General features: G+C 45.9%; 12 protein-coding genes. 10 read left to right on the top strand and 2 right to left on the bottom strand.

Annotated features, from left to right (window positions below; translation table 11 throughout):
* Nucleotides 1-112 precede the first annotated feature (112 nt).
* The 10 genes from pepN (at nt 113) to rmf (ending at nt 17,022) form a co-directional block, all read left to right on the top strand.
* Nucleotides 113-2,719: an aminopeptidase N gene (gene pepN / locus P2G85_RS00225; RefSeq protein WP_275862100.1), complete on the top strand. Its 2,607-nt coding sequence runs from the start codon at nt 113-115 to the stop codon at nt 2,717-2,719.
* A gap of 79 nt (nt 2,720-2,798) precedes the next feature.
* Nucleotides 2,799-3,017: a DUF2835 domain-containing protein gene (locus P2G85_RS00230; RefSeq protein WP_275862101.1), complete on the top strand. Its 219-nt coding sequence runs from the start codon at nt 2,799-2,801 to the stop codon at nt 3,015-3,017.
* Between the two features lie 201 nt (nt 3,018-3,218).
* A complete protein-coding gene (locus P2G85_RS00235; RefSeq protein WP_275862102.1) occupies nt 3,219-8,060 on the top strand; it encodes an NAD-glutamate dehydrogenase in 4,842 nt (1,613 codons plus the stop codon).
* A gap of 310 nt (nt 8,061-8,370) precedes the next feature.
* Nucleotides 8,371-9,381 carry a quinone-dependent dihydroorotate dehydrogenase gene (gene pyrD, locus P2G85_RS00240; RefSeq protein WP_275862103.1) on the top strand — a complete coding sequence of 337 codons (1,011 nt, stop codon included), beginning with the start codon at nt 8,371-8,373 and terminating at the stop codon, nt 9,379-9,381.
* Between the two features lie 166 nt (nt 9,382-9,547).
* The gene (locus P2G85_RS00245) at nt 9,548-10,090 is read left to right on the top strand and encodes a cell division protein ZapC (RefSeq protein WP_275862481.1); all 543 of its coding nucleotides are present in this window, start codon (nt 9,548-9,550) and stop codon (nt 10,088-10,090) included.
* 486 nt (nt 10,091-10,576) lie between these two features.
* A complete protein-coding gene (rlmKL, locus tag P2G85_RS00250) occupies nt 10,577-12,703 on the top strand; it encodes a bifunctional 23S rRNA (guanine(2069)-N(7))-methyltransferase RlmK/23S rRNA (guanine(2445)-N(2))-methyltransferase RlmL (protein ID WP_275862104.1) in 2,127 nt (708 codons plus the stop codon).
* Between the two features lie 32 nt (nt 12,704-12,735).
* The gene (locus P2G85_RS00255) at nt 12,736-12,978 is read left to right on the top strand and encodes a glutaredoxin family protein (protein ID WP_275862105.1); all 243 of its coding nucleotides are present in this window, start codon (nt 12,736-12,738) and stop codon (nt 12,976-12,978) included.
* Nucleotides 12,956-14,875, top strand: coding sequence for an ABC transporter ATP-binding protein (locus P2G85_RS00260; protein ID WP_275862106.1), 1,920 nt, complete (start codon nt 12,956-12,958; stop codon nt 14,873-14,875). Before P2G85_RS00255 ends, P2G85_RS00260 begins: the two co-directional genes overlap by 23 nt.
* A 7-nt stretch (nt 14,876-14,882) precedes the next feature.
* A complete protein-coding gene (locus P2G85_RS00265; protein WP_275862107.1) occupies nt 14,883-16,679 on the top strand; it encodes a DUF3466 family protein in 1,797 nt (598 codons plus the stop codon).
* Nucleotides 16,680-16,848: 169 nt separating this feature from the next.
* Nucleotides 16,849-17,022: a ribosome modulation factor gene (gene rmf, locus P2G85_RS00270; RefSeq protein ID WP_275862108.1), complete on the top strand. Its 174-nt coding sequence runs from the start codon at nt 16,849-16,851 to the stop codon at nt 17,020-17,022.
* 120 nt (nt 17,023-17,142) lie between these two features.
* Here the strand turns inward: rmf and fabA are convergent, their stop codons facing one another.
* Together fabA and P2G85_RS00280 are read right to left on the bottom strand one after the other, a co-directional pair.
* Nucleotides 17,143-17,661, bottom strand: a complete 519-nt coding sequence (gene fabA / locus P2G85_RS00275; protein WP_010448008.1) for a bifunctional 3-hydroxydecanoyl-ACP dehydratase/trans-2-decenoyl-ACP isomerase — start codon at nt 17,659-17,661, stop codon at nt 17,143-17,145.
* Between the two features lie 70 nt (nt 17,662-17,731).
* Entirely contained in the window at nt 17,732-19,372 is a 1,641-nt protein-coding gene (locus P2G85_RS00280; RefSeq protein ID WP_275862109.1) for a Lon protease family protein, read from the bottom strand.
* Nucleotides 19,373-19,493: the final 121 nt, after the last annotated feature.

Here is a 19,493-nt window from a genome sequence, read left to right on the forward strand (position 1 = left end):
AGACTTGTATTATGATACCACTGCCCATACTAATAGCTTATATAGTGATACCTATGGCAGGCGTTTGCGTCTTCCGTTGGTATTTAGTGGTTCAATGTACAAGGATATGAACATGTCTCAAACTCCTCTGGCGAAGTACCGTAAAGATTATCAAGCGCCGTCTCATAACATTACCGATATCGACTTAACATTTGACCTGCACGACAATGACACCATTGTTACTGCACTGTCTAAAGTCACCCAACAAGGTGAGGGCAAAACGCTGGTACTGGACGGAGAAGGGCTGGAACTTCGGTCAGTCAAAGTGAACGGTAAGGAGTGGACTCATCACGAAGAGAAAGAGGCATCGCTGGTACTGACCAACCTGCCAACAGAATTCAGCCTGGAAATTATCACTAAAATTGATCCCGAAGCGAACACCGCCCTGGAAGGTTTGTATAAGTCTGGTGGTGCGTTCTGTACCCAGTGTGAAGCCGAGGGCTTTCGTCGCATCACTTACTACCTAGACAGGCCCGATGTCCTGGCGAAATACACCACGAAAGTGATTGCAGATAAAGCAAATTATCCTTATCTGCTGAGTAACGGTAACCGTATTGCTCAAGGTGATTTAGACAATGGCCGCCACTGGGTTCAATGGCAAGACCCTCATCCAAAACCAGCGTACTTGTTTGCGTTGGTTGCTGGTGATTTTGATGTGTTGCGTGATCAGTACATTACCAAATCAGGTCGTGAAGTTGAGCTTGAAATTTTTGTAGACAAAGGCAACTTAGATCGTGCCGGGCACGCCATGACATCACTGATCAACTCGATGAAATGGGATGAGCAGCGCTTCGGGCTTGAATACGATCTTGATATCTACATGATTGTCGCCGTCGACTTCTTCAACATGGGCGCGATGGAAAATAAAGGCCTTAATATCTTTAACTCTAAGTTTGTTCTGGCAAACGAGAGTACAGCCACAGATAACGACTACCTTGGTATTGAGGCGGTTATTGGCCACGAATATTTCCACAACTGGACTGGCAACCGTGTTACCTGCCGAGATTGGTTCCAGCTCAGCCTGAAAGAAGGCCTGACGGTGTTCCGAGATCAAGAGTTTTCATCTGATCTGGGGTCACGCGCGGTTAATCGTATCGATAATGTCCGAATCATTCGCGGCCCTCAGTTTGCCGAAGATGCCAGCCCGATGTCGCACCCGATCCGCCCGGATAAAGTTATCGAAATGAATAACTTTTATACTTTGACAGTGTATGAGAAGGGCAGTGAAGTCATTCGGATGTATCACACGCTGTTGGGTGAGGAAGGTTTCCAGAAAGGGATGAAACTTTACCTTGAACGCCACGATGGCACAGCAGCAACCTGCGAAGATTTTGTTTCTGCGATGGAAGACGCCAATGGCGTGGATCTTCGTCAGTTCCGCCTTTGGTATAGCCAGTCAGGCACGCCGACGTTGCGAGTAAACAGTGAATATAATCCGCAAGCGCAAACCTATGCACTGACAGTGGAGCAGTTTACTGAAGCAACTCATGATCAGGCTGAGAAACAACCATTGCACATCCCACTCGACATTGAATTGTATGCGGCAGACGGTGAAGTGGTTCCACTGGTGATTAATGGCGAATCGGTTCACAACGTACTGGATATCAAACAAGATAAGCAGACATTTGTATTCGAAAATGTTTCGCAAGCGCCGGTACCTTCGTTACTTCGCGAGTTCTCAGCGCCCGTAAAACTTGAATATGACTACAGTGATGACGAGCTTATTTTCCTGATGAAGCATGCGCGCAATGACTTTGCCCGTTGGGATGCAGGTCAGATGTTGCTGGCGAAATACATTCGTACGAATGTCGAGAAAGTTCAGGCAGGGCAAGATACCGAACTGAATGATGATGTCATCGATGCGTTTCGTGGGGTACTGCTGGATGAAAACCTGGAACCTGCTTTCATTGCTCAGGTACTGACTTTACCTACACTCAATGAAGTAGCCGGCTGGTATAAACAGGTGGATGTTGATGCGGTTGATACGGTCCTGAATAGTATTACAGTGTCACTTTCATCGGCGTTAGAAGATGAATTTAGCGCGACTTACCACAGCCTGAAACAAGCTGAGTATAACATTGAGCATTCCGCTATCGGCAAGCGCGCGTTGCGTAACAAGTGCCTGCACTATCTGGCGTACGCTGAAGAGGGCAATGCATTGGTTAAAGCTCAATATGAAACGGCGCATAACATGACCGACACCATTGCGGCAATGTCAGCTGCCAATAGCGCCCAATTGCCATGCCGCGAAGCTTTAATGGCCGATTACAGCCATAAATGGAAACATGATGGCTTGGTAATGGACAAGTGGTTTGCTCTGCAAGGCAGCAACCCGGCAGAAAATGCGCTTGAGATTGTAAAAGAGACAATGAACCATGAGGCATTTAGCCTGAAGAACCCAAACCGCACCCGCAGCTTGATTGGTTCGTTTTTGAATGCCAACCCAGTGCGCTTTCACTGTAAATCTGGAGCGGGTTACCAGTTTGCCGGCGAAATTCTCAAGCAGTTGAATGATACGAACCCGCAGGTTGCGTCCAGACTCATCGATCCGCTGTTAAAATTCCGCAAGTACGATGAAGAGCGACAAGCACGGATCCGTACTGAACTGGAGAAGCTCAAAGCAATGGACAATCTTGCTAAAGACTTATTCGAAAAAGTGACTAAAGCACTGGACGAGTAGGAGCCGGTTACTGCAAACTATGGGTGGTCACATGACCACCCATTTTTTGTTATTCTCACACTGAAGTTGTTCTCGAACGATGAAACAGTACTGCTTTTCACTTAACGTTAGTTATCAAATATTTCTCGCCCACTATTCAGGTGCTGCAAGTGCAGTCCAGGTAGTAACCGATAATGGCATGCGCTTACAGTTACCGGCGACAAAATTCCGGCCATTTATTAGCCAATTGGGTATTCGTGGCCGTTTTAGGCTAACAACCGACCAAAATAACAAGTTTCTTAAGTTAGAAGCTCTGTGATGCTTGAGTTTGCTAGATAGTTAAACAGGAACCTTAGTCACATTCTCAGACATTTCACCTCTAAACCGTACGAATTTTTGTTAAACATTTGTAATTATCCTTTTACAATGACGATATGCATTACCTATGCTTAGTTTTTAGGAATTGCGACTAAAAACCGAGTATCCCTACAAAACAACAATTCTAACGTGGAGTGTGAATATGACCGCGCGTGAAAATGTAGTGCCGGTTCTGCTTGAAAAAGTGTACAAACTGATTCAAGACAAACTCGAGCTTTCTCACCAACCGCTTGTAACCAAACTTGCTCAACACCTATTTGGTAACATCGCTGACGAAGATTTGGTTCAACGTAACGAATCAGATCTGTATGGTGCCGTTGTCAGCCTTTGGCATCATATTAACGAAAAGAGCCCTGAAGAGATTTCTGTTCGGGTGTTTAATCCCGCAGTCAGCCGGCACGGCTGGCAGTCCACCCATACCATCGCCGAAATTGTTGTCCCTGATAGCCCGTTTTTAGTTGATTCAATTAAGATGGCACTCAGCCGTTTAGATCTGACTTCCCACCTGATGCTCAACAATCCGACCCAACTTGAACGTGGTAGTAAAGGGGAAGTGATTGATGTCAACGGTGAGGGTGGAGTACTTCAGTCACTGTTCCATATTGAGGTCGACCGCCTGAGCAGCAAAAGTGAAATGGGCGCACTGAAAGAAGAGCTGATCGACATTCTGACCGACACCCGTTTAGTGGTAAACGACTGGAAGAAAATGGTCAATAAACTCCAGATCGTTACCGATGAACTAGAAAAAAATAAAGATCGTGTGTCAATGAACACGGATCGTCTTGATGAGAGCATCGCATTTCTGCGTTGGTTAGGTGATCACAACTTCACCTTCATGGGATACAAAGAGTACCAGTTAGCAGAGCTGGATGGCGATACCGAACTTCGCCCGGTTGACGAGAATGGGCTGGGTCTGTTTGCCGATGAAGAACGTGTTCGTCCGGTTAAGCTTTCTGAGCTTTCTGACTCCGCGCGCCTGGAAGCGAAAAAACCATATGCATTGATCATTACCAAAGGCAACCGGCCATGTCGAATACACCGTCCTGCCTACACGGATTACATCGGTATCAAGAAATTCGATCAAAACGGTAAAGTCATTGGTGAGCACCGCTTTACCGGGCTTTATACCTCAGCGGTGTATAATCAGGCAGTTTACAATATTCCTCTGGTGAGAGAGAAAGTCGAGCGTATTCTCGAGGCAAGCGCATATCGTTATGGCTCATACTCCTACAAAGCACTGCACAACATTCTAGAAAATTACCCGCGTGATGAACTGCTTCAAGCACAAGAAACAGAGCTGCTTGAAGTAGGAATGGGGGTGGTTCAAATGCAAGACCGGGATTTGCTGCGCCTGTTTGTACGCAAAGACCCGTTTGGGCGCTTCTTTAGCTGTATGGTGTATGTCACCAAAGACCGTTACAACACCGAATTACGTCGTCAAACACAGCGGATCCTGAAAAAGTACTTTAACTGTGGACAAGAAGTTGAGTTCACCACTTACTTCTCAGAAAGCCCGCTGGCAAGGACACATTACATCGTCCGTGTAGACAACAACAATATTGATGTAGACGTGAAAAAAATCGAACAAAATTTAATGGAAGTATCGACTTCGTGGGATGATCGGCTAAAAGAGTCGATTATTGCCAATTTTGGCGAAAGTAAAGGTTTGCCTTTGTCGAAGGAATACATGCACGCCTTCCCGCGCTATTACAAAGAAGACATGATGCCAGCGTCTGCCGTTGCAGACATCGAACGACTTGAAAGCCTGAGTGATGAACATAAATTAGGTATGTTGTTCTATCGTCCGCAAGAAGCCTCGGCAGATTCAAAAGCAGTACGGCTGAAGTTGTATCACCGTGAAGAGCCAATTCACTTGTCTGATGTCATGCCCATGCTGGAAAATTTGGGCTTGCGTGTGATCGGTGAATCACCCTATGAGATCCACAAGACCAATGGCCAAACTTTTTGGATCCTCGACTTTTCCATGCTGCACAAAAGCGATCAAACTGTTGATCTTCGTGAAGCAAGGGATCGGTTCCAACAAGCCTTTGCGGCGATTTGGGCCGGCGATTTAGAAAGTGATGGCTTTAACCGTCTGCTACTAGGAGCTTCACTGACCGGTCGGGAAATTTCTATCTTACGAGCATATGCACGTTATATGCGCCAGGTCGGGTTCCCGTTCAGCCAACAATATATCGAAGACACGCTCAACCATCACCCTAATATTGCTCAGGAGCTGGTCCGATTGTTTGCCAAGCGTTTTGATCCGAAACATAAAGGCAGCGTCAAAGGACAAAATGATCTCATCACCAATATTACTGAGCAGCTTGATCACGTAGAAAGCCTGGATGATGATCGTATTATTCGTCGCTATATGGAAATGATCATGGCGACTTTGCGAACGAACTACTATCAATTGGATCAGGACAAGCAGCCAAAACCCTGGCTCTCTCTGAAAATGAAACCAAGCGAGATCCCTGATATCCCGCAACCGGTACCTGCATTTGAGATTTTTGTCTACGCACCAGATATCGAAGGTGTCCACCTGCGAGGCGGTAAAGTAGCGCGTGGTGGTTTACGTTGGTCGGATCGCCAGGAAGATTTCCGTACCGAAATTTTAGGCTTGGTAAAAGCCCAACAAGTGAAAAATACCGTTATCGTTCCGGTAGGGGCGAAAGGCGGCTTTGTATGTAAACGTCAGCCATCACTCAATACCCGAGATGAAATCTTCACTGAAGGGCAGCGCTGTTATAAACGTTTCATCCGTGCTTTGCTAGACGTTGCAGATAACATCATTGAGGGTGAAGTGATTCCACCTAAGAGTGTAGTTCGTCACGATGAGGATGATCCCTATTTGGTGGTGGCGGCCGATAAAGGCACCGCGACTTTCTCTGATTTAGCCAACTCAGTATCTGATGAGTACAACTTCTGGCTGGGCGATGCATTTGCCTCAGGCGGTTCTAATGGTTACGACCATAAGGCAATGGGCATCACGGCGAAAGGGGGCTGGGAGTCGGTCAAACGCCACTTCCGCGAGATGGGTATCGACTGCCAGACCACAGACTTTACTGCGATTGGTATCGGCGATATGGCCGGAGACGTCTTTGGTAACGGGATGCTGCTGTCGAAGCATATTCGCCTGCAAGCCGCGTTTAACCACATGCATATCTTCATTGATCCCAACCCGGACTCCGCAACCAGTTGGGAAGAGCGTCATCGTTTGTTTAATCTGCCAAGATCAAGTTGGGAGGATTACAACCGTGAATTGATCTCGCAAGGGGGCGGTATCTTCTCGCGTCGATCAAAATCGATCCCGTTATCTCCAGAGATCCAGAAGATGCTGGGCACCAAACGAGCTTCATTACCGCCGAATGAACTGATTAAAATGCTTCTGATGATGGAAGTTGATCTGTTATGGAATGGTGGTATCGGTACCTACGTTAAATCATCCAGTGAAACGCATACTGCCGTTGGGGATCGGGCCAACGATGTTTTACGCATTGACGGTTGTGAGCTCAGGGCTAAAGTCGTCGGTGAAGGCGGTAACCTGGGGATGACTCAGCTAGGCCGAATTGAGTATGCATTACATGGTGGCCGCGTTAATACTGATTTTGTCGATAACGTCGGTGGCGTTGACTGTTCAGATAACGAAGTCAATATTAAGATCTTCTTGAATGGTTTGGTTTCTAACGGTGATTTAACCGTCAAGCAGCGTAACCAGATTTTAGAATCGATGGAAGACGAAGTCGGAGAGATTGTTCTTGATGATGCATACTGTCAGTCAGAATCTATTTCAGTGACTGAACAGCAGGGAGTCAGTGTCGTTAAAGAGCAAATACGCTTCATTCACACTATGGAGAAAGCCGGTTATCTTGACCGAGCGCTTGAATACATTCCAGATGATGAAACATTGATTGAACGAGAGAAACAGGGGGCAGGTTTAACTCGTCCCGAGCTGTCTGTTTTGGTTGCTTACGGCAAGATGGTATTGAAAGAACAGTTGGTGTGTGACGAGATCGCCGGTGATGCCTTCCATGCTCAACAGTTAGCGAACTATTTCCCAACTGAGTTACGCCGTAACTATCGTCAGCAGATGGATAATCACCCGCTGCGTGCAGAAATTATCGCTACGGCTCTGGCTAACCAGATGGTTAACGAAATGGGTTGCAACTTTGTCACTCGTTTACAAGAAGAGACCGGGGCAAACGTAGTCGACATTGCCAATAGCTATAGTGCAGCACGAGAAATATTTGAACTAGGGGATGTTTTGAACCAGACCCGAGCACTCGATAACGTGGCTAGTGCGGATGCTCAGTATGAGATCATTTTTCATGTTCGCCGAGTGCTGCGCCGTTTGTCACGCTGGTTATTACGTAATCGCAGTGGTAAGAGTAAAGTTGCTGACTTAATTGCCCTGCACAAAGCTGATGTTCAGGTGATTTCCGAAACGCTGGATGACATGCTGGTTGAATCAGAAGTAGAAGAGCACAATGAACTGGCTCAAACATGGATTGAGCGTGGGGTAGAGGCCAAACTGGCGCATCGTGTTTCGCGACTTTCTAGCTTGCAGTCAGCGTTGGATATTTCTGCCGTTGCTAGCGAGACAGGTAAAACTGTTGAACAGGCGGCGAAACTATACTTTAACCTCGGTGATCGCCTGTCACTGCATTGGTTCCTGAAACAAATCAATAGCCAGGCTGTGGACAATAACTGGCAGGCACTTGCGCGGGCGGCTTTCCGTGAAGACTTAGACTGGCAACAGCGTCAGCTAACGGCTCAAGTGCTCAGTTGCGGCTGTTCTCCTGAAGATCTGGATGTGATGCAAGCTCTTGATGACTGGATTGCCACCAATGAAGTCTCACTTCATCGCTGGGAAAGTATCTTAAATGAGTTCAAAGTGGGAACAGTACATGAGTTTGCTAAGTTCTCAGTTGCGCTCAGAGAGTTGGTTCTGCTCAACTTGAACTGCTCTTCAAGTGAATAATGCCAGTTAAACTTAGTAAAAGCCCCTCTATGGGGCTTTTTTTGTGTCACTGGCTCAAAATATACAAATTTCGCACGTTTTTAGTTACGCTGTAACGTATTTCTGTTTTGAAAAACCGAGCTGAACGATTGCTTAATTGTGGTTTGTTGTATTATTTAAAGTTTTTATCATCTTAATGTATTGATTTTAAAGGGTATTAATTTTTTTATCATTGTTTTTGCCTTAATTTGCTCATTTTATTTGAATTAGCAGCAAAAACAGTAAATAATATTGTCCCGTTTACACGGGGACTTTATCTTTCGGAGGCACAATGCTTTACCGTCTAGCCAGAACTGGCTTTTTCAAATTGGATGCCGAAAAGGCACATGATCTTGCAATTCAAAACTTTAAACGCTTCACCGGCACGCCTTTTGACCTTTTTTATCGTCAACACCTTCCGCAACGCCCAGTAGAATGTATGGGAATTACTTTCCCTAACCCGGTAGGGTTGGCTGCTGGTTTGGATAAGAACGGCGAGTGTATCGAAGCGTTTGATGCGATGGGATTTGGTTGTGTTGAAGTGGGTACGGTGACACCTCGTCCTCAACCAGGTAATGATAAGCCGCGGTTGTTCCGTCTTGTAGAAGCGGAAGGTATTATCAATCGCATGGGCTTCAATAACTTGGGTGTTGACAACCTGGTTGAAAACGTCAAGAAAGCCAAGTTTAATTGCGTTTTGGGGATCAATATCGGTAAAAACAAAGACACACCGATAGAGAAAGGAGCAGAGGATTACCTTATCTGTATGGAAAAGGTATATGACTATGCAGGCTATATCGCCGTAAATATTTCATCTCCAAACACTCCGGGATTGCGTACGCTGCAATATGGCGAAGCGCTTGATGAGTTGCTTGTTGAATTAAAGGCCAAACAAGCAGAACTGGCAGAGAAATACAGTAAATATGTTCCACTTGCACTGAAAATCGCTCCTGATCTAAATGACGATGAAATTCACCAGATTTGTCAGTCACTGCTAAAGAATAAGATTGATGGGGTCATTGCCACCAACACCACGCTAGACCGTACCATTGTCGAGGGCATGAAACATGCGAATGAGGCAGGGGGGTTGAGTGGTCGTCCTATCCAGTCGCGTGCAACAGAAGTGGTACGTAAATTACATCAGGAACTGGATGGTCAAATTCCAATTATTGGCGTAGGAGGGATTGACTCTTACGTGGCGGCGAAAGAGAAGTTGATGGCGGGCGCTCAACTGGTACAGGTTTACACTGGTTTCATTTACCATGGTCCAGGTTTAGTACGCGATATTGTTAAAAATCTATAACTTACGCTACTAAACTTCAGAAAAAACAACGTTCATTACAAGAAAAAGAGGAATCGCTTTCCTCTTTTTTTTTGTCCATTCGTTTGTAAAATTTGAATAATCATGAGTAGGTAATTAAGCGTTTTACCTTTTCCAGTGATTAACGACCAAACGAGAGAACGGAATGATGCTTAAACCCAGTGACAAATGGAGTTGGTATTATGATGAGCAAAAAGCTTGTTTAATGCTGGATCTAGGGGAGGATATGATATTCCAAACCAATCTGAGCCGTAAGCTTCTTGTTAATTGCGCCTTCTCAAAAAACGAGTTTACCGTCGATGACGCGAGTGCATTTCAAACTTACAACGAACGCATTCGTTGTCTGGATATCAATGAATACCGACAAGCCGAACTAACTCTCTATTGTGTGGCAGCTAAACGCTTTCATAAACCCGTACAGCCCAAGAGTTGGTTCTTCGATGCCCAGGGTAAAGACCACCAGCCAGAAGAGGGTGATATGGTGTCGTTAACCAATCAGCACTCAGAAGGGTTGTTTATCGTGCTGGAAGCAGGGGAGACATCAAGCTTGTGTGCCTATGTTGGCCCGGAGGAGTTCTCATTGAACAATAGCAAGTCTCTTGGGTTTGGTGAGCCCATCAAAGTAATGCATGACAGAATGGCTTGCGCGAACCATCTTTTCGTTGTCTCACCAATGGCAATGGTGGGTTAATCCAGTTTCAATTTTTCTAAATTTCGTTCCTTTGTTTGCATTAATCGGCCTGTAGGTCGATTTTTTTTTGCTTCATATTTCATCAAATCTCCCTTCGTCATGAAAGCACCATGCAAACTTTTGAGTTACATCACTTAATTTACATTAATTTTTCTCCCTTCCTTTTCCGTTATTAGGCAATTGGGCGCGCATATTCTCGCCATTCTTTCCCCTATAGGGCCTTTTTTGTACTAAAATTACATCACCATAATGATACTGGTATAGACCAATGTTGATGTAAATAAGTATTCACTTTGCCGTTATGACCAGGTTTTTGGGCCAATTTGGATTTTGACAATTCAGGGGGAGATGTAAGGATTTAGGAAAGTTTCGGTCAGATAAACTGGTGAGGCTTTGTGCTAATAACTGGAAAATGCCTTTTAAAACGAGGCATTGATCGTAAACTCAGGTATAATCAAAGCCATTTTTTATCAACGAAAGAACACTATGAATCAATATCTCGCGGTGACCTCAAACGGCATGGAAAACCTGCTTGTTGAGGAACTGACCAATTTAGGCATTGAAAACGCAAAACCGGTCCAAGCCGGTGTAAAATTTAAAGCGACAAATGAACAAGTTTATCGTTGCTGTTTGTGGAGCCGCCTGGCATCACGATTTGTACGTGTTTTATCGGAGTTTACCTGTAACGACGACATGGACCTTTACCTGTCAACGTCGGCGATTAACTGGGTAAACCAGTTCCATAGCTCAAAACGGTTTGTTGTTGACTTCAACGGTACTAACCGTGAAATCCGCAACAGCCAATATGGTGCAATGAAAGTCAAAGACGGCATCGTGGATTGCTTCGAGAAGAAGGGGCTTCCTCGTCCAAACATCAGTAAAGAGCGCCCAGATATCCGTGTTCACGTTCGTCTACATAAAGACAAAGCCATTCTTGGTGTGGATATGGTGGGCAGCGGTCTTCATCAGCGTGGCTACCGCCCTGAATCTGGTCGTGCACCTCTGCGTGAAACGCTTGCTGCTGCAATCGTGATGCGTTGTGGATGGGATGGCCATCAGCCACTTCTGGATCCGATGTGTGGCTCAGGCACGTTGTTGATTGAAGCGGCAATGATGGCTGCGAACATGGCGCCAGGTGTGAAGCGCAAACAGTGGGGTTTTGAAGCTCTGGAAGACTTCGAACCAGAGACGTGGGCCGAGATTAAATCAGAAGCCAATGTACAGGCTCGCCGCGGCGTCAAAAAAGTTGACGCTAAGTTTTTCGGCTTCGATAACGACCCGAAAGTTCTCAAAGTGGCGCAAGACAACGCTCGCAGAGCTGGCGTTGAAGAGCTGATTGAATTTGCCCAAGGCGATGCGGCAACGATCACTCGCCCTGCAGGCTTTGAGGCGGGCGTTATCGTTTCGAACCCTCCTTATGGTGAGCGACTCGGTACTGAGCCTGGCCTGATTGCACTCTACACTGCGTTTGGCGGTCAGTTAAAAGCTGAGTTTGGCGGCTGTAAAGCATCTATTTTCTCCAGTTCAGACGAGCTACTAAGCTGTCTTCGCATGCGTGCTGATAAGCAATTCAAACTGAATAACGGCGCGTTACAGTGTCACCAGAAAAACTACAGCATTGCTGAACGCAGCGCTGATGAAGTGCAGGGCGCTGATAGCAACATTCAGATCGCTCCGGATTTTTCTAACCGGTTGAAGAAAAACATCGGTAAGATCGGCAAGTGGGCTCGTAAAGAAAAACTAGACTGCTACCGCATCTATGACGCAGATCTTCCTGAATACAACGTAGCAATCGACGTATATGGCGATCAAATCGTGATTCAAGAATACGCAGCACCTAAAAATATCCCTGAAGAGAAAGCAAAGCGTCGTCTGACCGATATTATTCGCGCCACCATTCAGGTTACCGGTGTGGAAGCGAACAAGGTTGTACTGAAAGTTCGTGAGAAGCAGAAGGGACGCAACCAATACCAAAAGCTTGGGCAAGTGTCTCAGACGCTGGAAGTAAATGAGTACGGTGTTAAGCTGATCGTAAACCTGCATGATTATCTGGACACCGGGTTATTCCTTGATCATAAAATCACTCGTCGACGCTTGGGTGAGATGGCAAAAGGTAAGGACTTCTTAAACTTATTTGCCTATACCGGCAGTGCGACCGTCCATGCCGCAGTGGGTGGCGCACGTTCAACTACCACTGTCGATATGTCGAATACTTACTTGAATTGGGCCAAAGATAACATGCAGCTTAACGGTTGCGTCGGACGACAACACCGTTATGAGCAAGCGGATTGTTTGCAGTGGCTGGATAACGCCAAAGGTGAATATGATCTGATCTTTATCGATCCGCCGACATTTTCCAATTCAAAACGCATGGAAACATCTTTTGACGTCCAGCGCGATCACGTTAAGTTAATGAAGAACTTAAAACGTCTTCTGCGTAGTGGTGGTACAATCGTTTTCTCCAACAATAAACGTCATTTTAAAATGGATGAAGCAGCTCTGGCAGAAATTGGCCTGCAGGCGAAGAACATTTCATCACAAACGCTTCCTCTGGATTTTTCACGTAATAAGCATATCCATAATTGTTGGCTTGTCACACACGTAGAAGAGTAGGATTTTCAGTTTACGTATAAGGATATCGACACGTGCTGACACTTTATAGCACAGAAGGGTGCCATCTCTGTGAGATGGCATATGACCTTATTAAGCAGGTCGGTGTCGCCGAACAGGTAACCATCATTGATATTGCTTTTGACGATGTGTTATTTTCCCGTTACGGCGTCACCATACCCGTATTAAGATACAAAGATGCTGAGTTGAACTGGCCGTTTGACTCAGAACAATTAACACATTGGTTGGAAAACAATGGCATTACTTACCGTTCATAACGCACAACTTGCATTTGGCGACCATCCTCTGCTCGATCATGCCGAATTTGCCCTTCAGGAAAACGAGCGGGTTTGTTTGGTTGGCCGCAACGGAGCCGGCAAATCGACTTTGATGAAGGTGCTGGCTGGGGACATCCAGTTAGACGATGGCAAAATCCAGGTCATGCAGGATGTGGTGATCTCTCGTTTAGAACAAGACCCACCACGCAATCAAGAGGGTACTGTGTACCAATATGTCTCTGGCGGTTTAGCCGAGATTGGTGAAAAACTAAAGATCTACCATGATCTTCTCGATCTTGTCGCTAAGGACCCAAGCGAAAAACACATTAAACGCCTTTCGCAGGTGCAGGAACAACTTGACCATTTGAATGCCTGGCGATTTGATGACCGGGTTAAAAATGTACTGGGTGCTCTCAAACTTAGCCCGGAAACTAAGCTGACGGACTTATCCGGCGGTTGGCAGCGTAAAGCGGCGCTCGCACGTGCATTGGTTTGTGATCCGGACGTATTGTTGCTTGATGAACCAACCAACCACCTTGATGTCACGACCATTGAATGGTTAGAGAACTTTTTAAAAGATTTCAAAGGTTCGATCATTTTCATCTCTCACGATCGTGCTTTCATTAAATCGATGGCAACACGTATTGTTGACCTGGATCGCGGCCAGTTGGCTTCTTTCCCGGGTAATTATGATCAGTACTTAACCGATAAAGAAGAGATGCTTCGCGTCGAAGAGATGCAAAACGCTGAGTTCGATAAAAAACTTGCGCAGGAAGAAGTCTGGATTCGCCAAGGTATTAAAGCTCGCCGTACGCGTAATGAAGGGCGGGTTCGGGCGTTGAAAAAACTGCGTGAAGAGCGCAGAAGCCGACGGGAAGTGCAGGGTAAAGTGAACCTGAACATTGATGATGCCTCTCGCTCCGGTAAAATTGTCTTTGAAGCAGAGAACGTTTCGTTTGCTTATGATGGCAAGAAGATCGTTGATAACTTTAGCTTTAATATCATGCGCGGCGATCGCATCGCATTGATTGGCCCGAATGGCTGCGGAAAAAGTACCGTATTGAAGCTGTTGTTAGGGCAGTTACAGGCCCAGTCCGGACGTCTGCACTGTGGTACCAAACTTGAGGTGGCGTACTTTGATCAGTACCGTGAAATTCTGGATCCGGAAAAAACGGTAATCGACAATTTAGCCGACGGCAAACAAGAAGTCATGGTAGGTGGTCGTCAGCGTCACGCGCTCAGTTATCTGCAGGATTTTCTGTTTGCTCCCAAACGTGCGCGTACGCCGGTAAAAGCATTGTCCGGTGGTGAAAAGAACCGTTTGTTATTGGCTCGTATCTTACTGAAGCAAAATAACTTATTGATTCTTGATGAACCAACTAACGATCTAGATATTGAAACATTGGAACTTTTGGAAGAAATGCTTGCCAATTATCAGGGCACATTACTTCTGGTAAGTCACGATCGTGAGTTTGTTGATAACACCGTCACTACCAGCTGGATATTTGAAGGGAACGGGGTCATCGAAGAGTTCGTTGGTGGTTATCATGACGCAAAACAGCAGCGAGAGCAGGCGTTGGCCACTCGTAAAGCGGCTGAAAAAGCGACAGTGAAACACAAACCGGTTGAGGAAACTCCCAAAACCACGCCAGTTAAGAACAACTCGAAGAAGTTATCGTATAAGCTGCAAAGAGAACTAGAAGCACTTCCGGCAAAATTGGAGCAGCTTGAGTCTGATATCGAAGCGTTGCAGGAACAGGTAAACCAGCCGGAATTCTTTACTCTGCCGGTCGATGAGACTCAACCCGTATTGGAACAACTCTCTGCATTAGAGCAGGAGTTAGAAATCGCTTTCGAGAGATGGGAAGAACTCGAAGCAATGCAACAGGACAGTTAGGATTTCAATGAATTGTAGTAATAAATTCAAGTTCACCACAATCGCATTGATGGTGGGCACCGCGATGAATGCAAACGCTGCGTTGTACCGTGTAGTAGAAGTACAACCAGAAGGCATCACTAGTGAATACAAAAGCGCTTTTGGCGTGGCGATAGAGACAGGCAACGTTTACGAAGATACTAACACACCGTATAAGTTAGGCTGTTTTGCTAATGGTGCAGCCTGCGATGAAACAACCTTTAAACTCGCGGGTGAAACTCGTACCACCGCGCTGCTTTCAGCCACGGCGGTAGATGGCGTAAGTTTTCGCGAAGAAGTTCCGTTTGCGATGGATGCTCGATTCCGTTACATCGAAGATTTTGATGATATTGAGACCTACTGCAAGCTAGAGTTGCGTTATTCTACTTGTGAAAGCTGGGCCTCTCGCGTTTGGCAAGCCTGGAATCAGGAGCGCTATACACTTAACGAAGACTCTAATGCGCTGGCATTCGTAGAAGGAGCCGAGGTTACAAACCAGTACAATAACGTGATTAACGCACTTATATCGCGTAAAGAGATTACAGAGAATGGAGTTACTGTAGAGTTTGAAGAGATAGTCGGTAACCAAAGCGTCCTAAACCCAGACAGCAATGGTTCAGTAAGTGATAAATTGTCGACACGCAATACAGTGTGGGCGCCGGCCCATCCGAATTACGTTAAGAAAAATGACAATGATACCAATACGGATTATTACCAATCCCGAGCCTGGGCGGCAGATGAGAAGTACATCTCTGGCAGCGTGTCGTACGCTCAGAGCAACGATTACTATGGCAAAAGTTACTACTCTAAAGCAGCGATTTGGGATCGGGCTGGCAATGTTTCTTTAATTGATTGGCCATCGAACACCTCCGTCAAAAATGATAGGTTAGCCCAAGGCAGTTTGCGTGATTTCATCTTGCTAGAGGAAGGTTCCACCACATCGATTTATGGTGTCGGTTTTAATACCTATGACAGCAGTGACAACTACCTTGAAGCAACGGTTTTTAAAGGCACATTTAGTGAAACCGGCAACTTGGATGACGTAACCTGGAAGTCGTTACGGGTTTCTGGTGCAACGTCTGAGAATTCCTCCAACGAATACATTTATACCAACTCTGTAGTTCAATCAGTTAACAGCAATGGTATTGCTGTGGGCGAAGCAAAACGCTATGGCGGTAAGCCTAATGGGGGCGCAGCTGCTAATCGTCTGTTTGCTGTTAACGACCTCAATAGCCCATCTGCCAACTATTTCAGCGGCGGAATTTTCTTTGCTAGTGCCGGCGGCAAAATTGGCGGGATCAACAATTATAATGAAATTGTTGGCCAGTTAGATGCCGAAGATTCACGCGAAGTAGATGGTAAGGCCCGTCGTAAACGCGGCTTTATTTATCCTTATCAAGCCACCGGCACACTAGAAGAGCGAACTGCATTGTTCAAGGATCGTGCCTGGTATCTTGATGACCTGACAAACGGCGGCGATTACTCTGCAACGAATAACCAGTTCCGGATTATTGATGCAACCGACATCAATGAGGCGGGGGTAATTTCAGCTACCGCGACCATGTGTGACGGTGGGTATGATACCACGGCGCACAACTCTTTGTGTAAAGGCGGAGATGCAAATGCCGAGAAAGTGGTCGCAGTGAAACTTGTCCCGATTGCTGGCGCTGACCAAAGTGACATCCAGCAGCGTAACGTCGAGCAAGAAGCTGCAGAACGTCAGGGGGCCGGGTTCGGCTGGTTAACTTTGACATTGCTAGGGTTGTTTAGTTTCCGCAGAAAATAGACGATTTTTCGAACTAGGCACAGGTTCACAGATTTGGACCTGTGCTTTTTTTATGTCTTGAGAAAATGTTCAGTTTGATCGATTCTTAGAGATGGAGTCATAAAAACTCCATCAAGTCGTAACAATAGCAGTAATGCATATGTAAACGGAACTGTATGAGGAATTAACTATGAAGAGACAAAAGCGTGATCGCCTAGAAAGAGCACAATCTCAAGGCTACAAAGCTGGTATGAATGGCCGGTCTCAAGAGGCCTGTCCTTATCAGCAAGTTGATGCTCGTTCATATTGGTTAGGTGGTTGGCGTGATGCCAGAGATGACATACAAAACGGTCTCTACAAATAAACTTTTCACATACAATTAAAGGATTTGGGAAGGCTCAGTTTAGAGCCTTTCTTTATTATGGCGTATAAAAAAGGCCCCTTCAGGAGCCTTAATAATATCAATCTGTAGTACGTATTAAGCTTAGAAGCTTGAAGTATCCTGGAACAAGCCCACTTTCAGGTCTTTTGCCACGTAGATCTCTTTGCCATCCACACAAACGCGGCCGTCTGCAAGGCCCATGACCAGTTTACGGTTTACCACACGTTTCATATGAATTTCATAAGTCACTTTTTTCGCGGTAGGCAGGATCTGACCAGTAAATTTCACTTCACCTACGCCAAGTGCACGACCTTTACCTTTGCCGCCAACCCAACCCAGGAAGAAACCAACTAATTGCCACATCGCATCAAGGCCAAGACAGCCCGGCATTACAGGGTCACCAGGGAAGTGGCAGTCAAAAAACCAAAGATCTGGAGTAATGTCCAGCTCAGCCAAAATTAAGCCTTTACCAAAATCGCCCTCTGTTTCAGACATTTTAGTAATGCGATCCATCATTAACATGTTTGGCGCTGGAAGTTGCGGATAACCCGGACCAAAAAGCTCACCTTGGCTAGAAGCAAGTAGATCATCACGGTTATAAGAATCACGTTTATTTTGCATTATCAATAACTCCAATTTTTGACAGATGCATCTTAGTGAACACGTGTACGCTTAACAACTCCGATCAGTACTAGACAAACCAGTTTTTGATGCGCTCCACAATTCCTGGTGAATGCTCATGTCGTTCAAAGTTTTCAATACGTTCTGCGATTTTTCCAATCACACTTTCACCTTCACCTCGGAAAGGTTGGTTGAGTATGATAGGAATGGCTTCGTCAACGGTAGATACTGACCAAATATGGAACTCACCTTGCTTGATACTCCGTACCACATCTTTATGTAACGCAAGATGTTTAAGGTTAGTCTTCGGTAAGATCACTCCTTGTTGACCGGTAAAGCCCTGGTGTTTACATACTTGGTAAAAACCTTCAATTTTTTCATTTAGTCCGCCAACCGCTTGAACTCGTCCAAATTGGTCAACTGCACCGGTTACTGCTATTTGCTGGTCGATCGGATACTCGGACAGGGCACTGACCAGACAACACAATTCAGCCAGCGAAGCGCTGTCCCCATCGACCTCACTGTATGATTGCTCGAAAACAATCGATGCTGAGTACGGCAACGGTTCATCAAGCTTCAGCGCAGAACTCAGAAACGCCTGCATGATCATCATTCCTTTAGCGTGCAGATTACCACCTAATTCAGCTTTGCGTTCGACATCAGACACATCACCATCGCCAAAGTGGATCACACAAGAGATACGGGCTGGTTCGCCGTAAGAGACAGGGTGTCCTGTCATATCAATCACGGTCAGGCCATTGATTTGCCCGATTTGCTTACCGGTTGTCTCAATGATTACCTGACCGTCCAGAATATCATCAACAGCTCGCTGTGGTAAGTAAGACTCTCGGTAGTACTTGTCATCAATCGCTTTGTCCAATGCCTCAAATGTCATGCTGTCAGAATCACAGTATTGTGATGCCAATCCAAGTAACTGGTTGAGCCATAGTATATCCAAAGGAAGATAATGCTGATCTTCAGTATAGCGCATGCCAGCGACAAGAAGACGCTCAATCGCTAACCGGTCCAAAGCGGGGAACGCATATTGCTGACATACCCATTTTACATAACCAATATAGTTCTCCAAGCTTTGCTGAGACAGGTGGACATCCTGCTCAACTTCGCTAAACATGCTCAATCCACTAGACAAGTCATTATCTAAGTACTCGAGCTCTGCAAGCTGATCACGATCACCGGTAATAATCAGTTTAACCTCGTAGCAACTTGGCTGTACGGCCGGAGAGGCGATCCGGTGTGGCGTCAGAGGTAGCACCTCAATAGGTTCTCCCTGTATGGCTGCTTTCAGGCTTGGCCAGCGTGCGGGGTTAGCCAGGATCAGGTTCGCCGTCACCATTAGATAGCCGTCGTGAGCTTTGGCAAGTAAGCCTTTTTCAATTGTCACTTCACCGTCTTTACTAACCGAGAATCGATCGAATAGTTCGCTGGCATTCAATGACTCAGTCAGAACCACGGGGCGGGCTGAAATTTCCGTTACCGCGTCACGTATAAGATTGCGATAGACAGCATTATCACTGCAGTTGACTAACAAACTACGGGTCAGGCCACGAATTGTTGAGAAACGTTGCAGCGTCGACACCAATCTTGGTTGCAGATCGAGAAAGGACTTGCATGGTAGAGCAGTCAGATTGTTCAGAATCTCTTCATATGGGTCAAATTGAGGAGTGACTTGTTGCCAGTTTACTTGGTTCATTAAATTGCTAGTTGGTTAAATTATGCGGGCATTATAGCGAATCTAACGGTCACACCCTAGTGCGTTTTTTATCAAGCTAATCTGACGCCAGTTTTGTTATTTATTCCGTAGACAAATGAGT

The organism is Vibrio sp. CAU 1672 (assembly GCF_029223195.1).
Classification (GTDB): domain Bacteria; phylum Pseudomonadota; class Gammaproteobacteria; order Enterobacterales; family Vibrionaceae; genus Vibrio.

Bases quoted from the DNA above. Each gene is read 5' to 3' on its own strand.
- pyrD (WP_275862103.1), top strand. From the start codon at position 8,371: ATGCTTTACCGTCTAGCCAGAACTGGCTTTTTCAAATTGGATGCCGAA.
- P2G85_RS00265 (WP_275862107.1), top strand. From the start codon at position 14,883: ATGAATTGTAGTAATAAATTCAAGTTCACCACAATCGCATTGATGGTG.
- rlmKL (WP_275862104.1), top strand. From the start codon at position 10,577: ATGAATCAATATCTCGCGGTGACCTCAAACGGCATGGAAAACCTGCTT.
- P2G85_RS00245 (WP_275862481.1), top strand. From the start codon at position 9,548: ATGCTTAAACCCAGTGACAAATGGAGTTGGTATTATGATGAGCAAAAA.
- P2G85_RS00235 (WP_275862102.1), top strand. From the start codon at position 3,219: ATGACCGCGCGTGAAAATGTAGTGCCGGTTCTGCTTGAAAAAGTGTAC.
- rmf (WP_275862108.1), top strand. From the start codon at position 16,849: ATGAAGAGACAAAAGCGTGATCGCCTAGAAAGAGCACAATCTCAAGGC.
- P2G85_RS00230 (WP_275862101.1), top strand. From the start codon at position 2,799: ATGAAACAGTACTGCTTTTCACTTAACGTTAGTTATCAAATATTTCTC.
- P2G85_RS00280 (WP_275862109.1), bottom strand. From the start codon at position 19,372: ATGAACCAAGTAAACTGGCAACAAGTCACTCCTCAATTTGACCCATAT.
- fabA (WP_010448008.1), bottom strand. From the start codon at position 17,661: ATGCAAAATAAACGTGATTCTTATAACCGTGATGATCTACTTGCTTCT.
- P2G85_RS00260 (WP_275862106.1), top strand. From the start codon at position 12,956: ATGGCATTACTTACCGTTCATAACGCACAACTTGCATTTGGCGACCAT.
- pepN (WP_275862100.1), top strand. From the start codon at position 113: ATGTCTCAAACTCCTCTGGCGAAGTACCGTAAAGATTATCAAGCGCCG.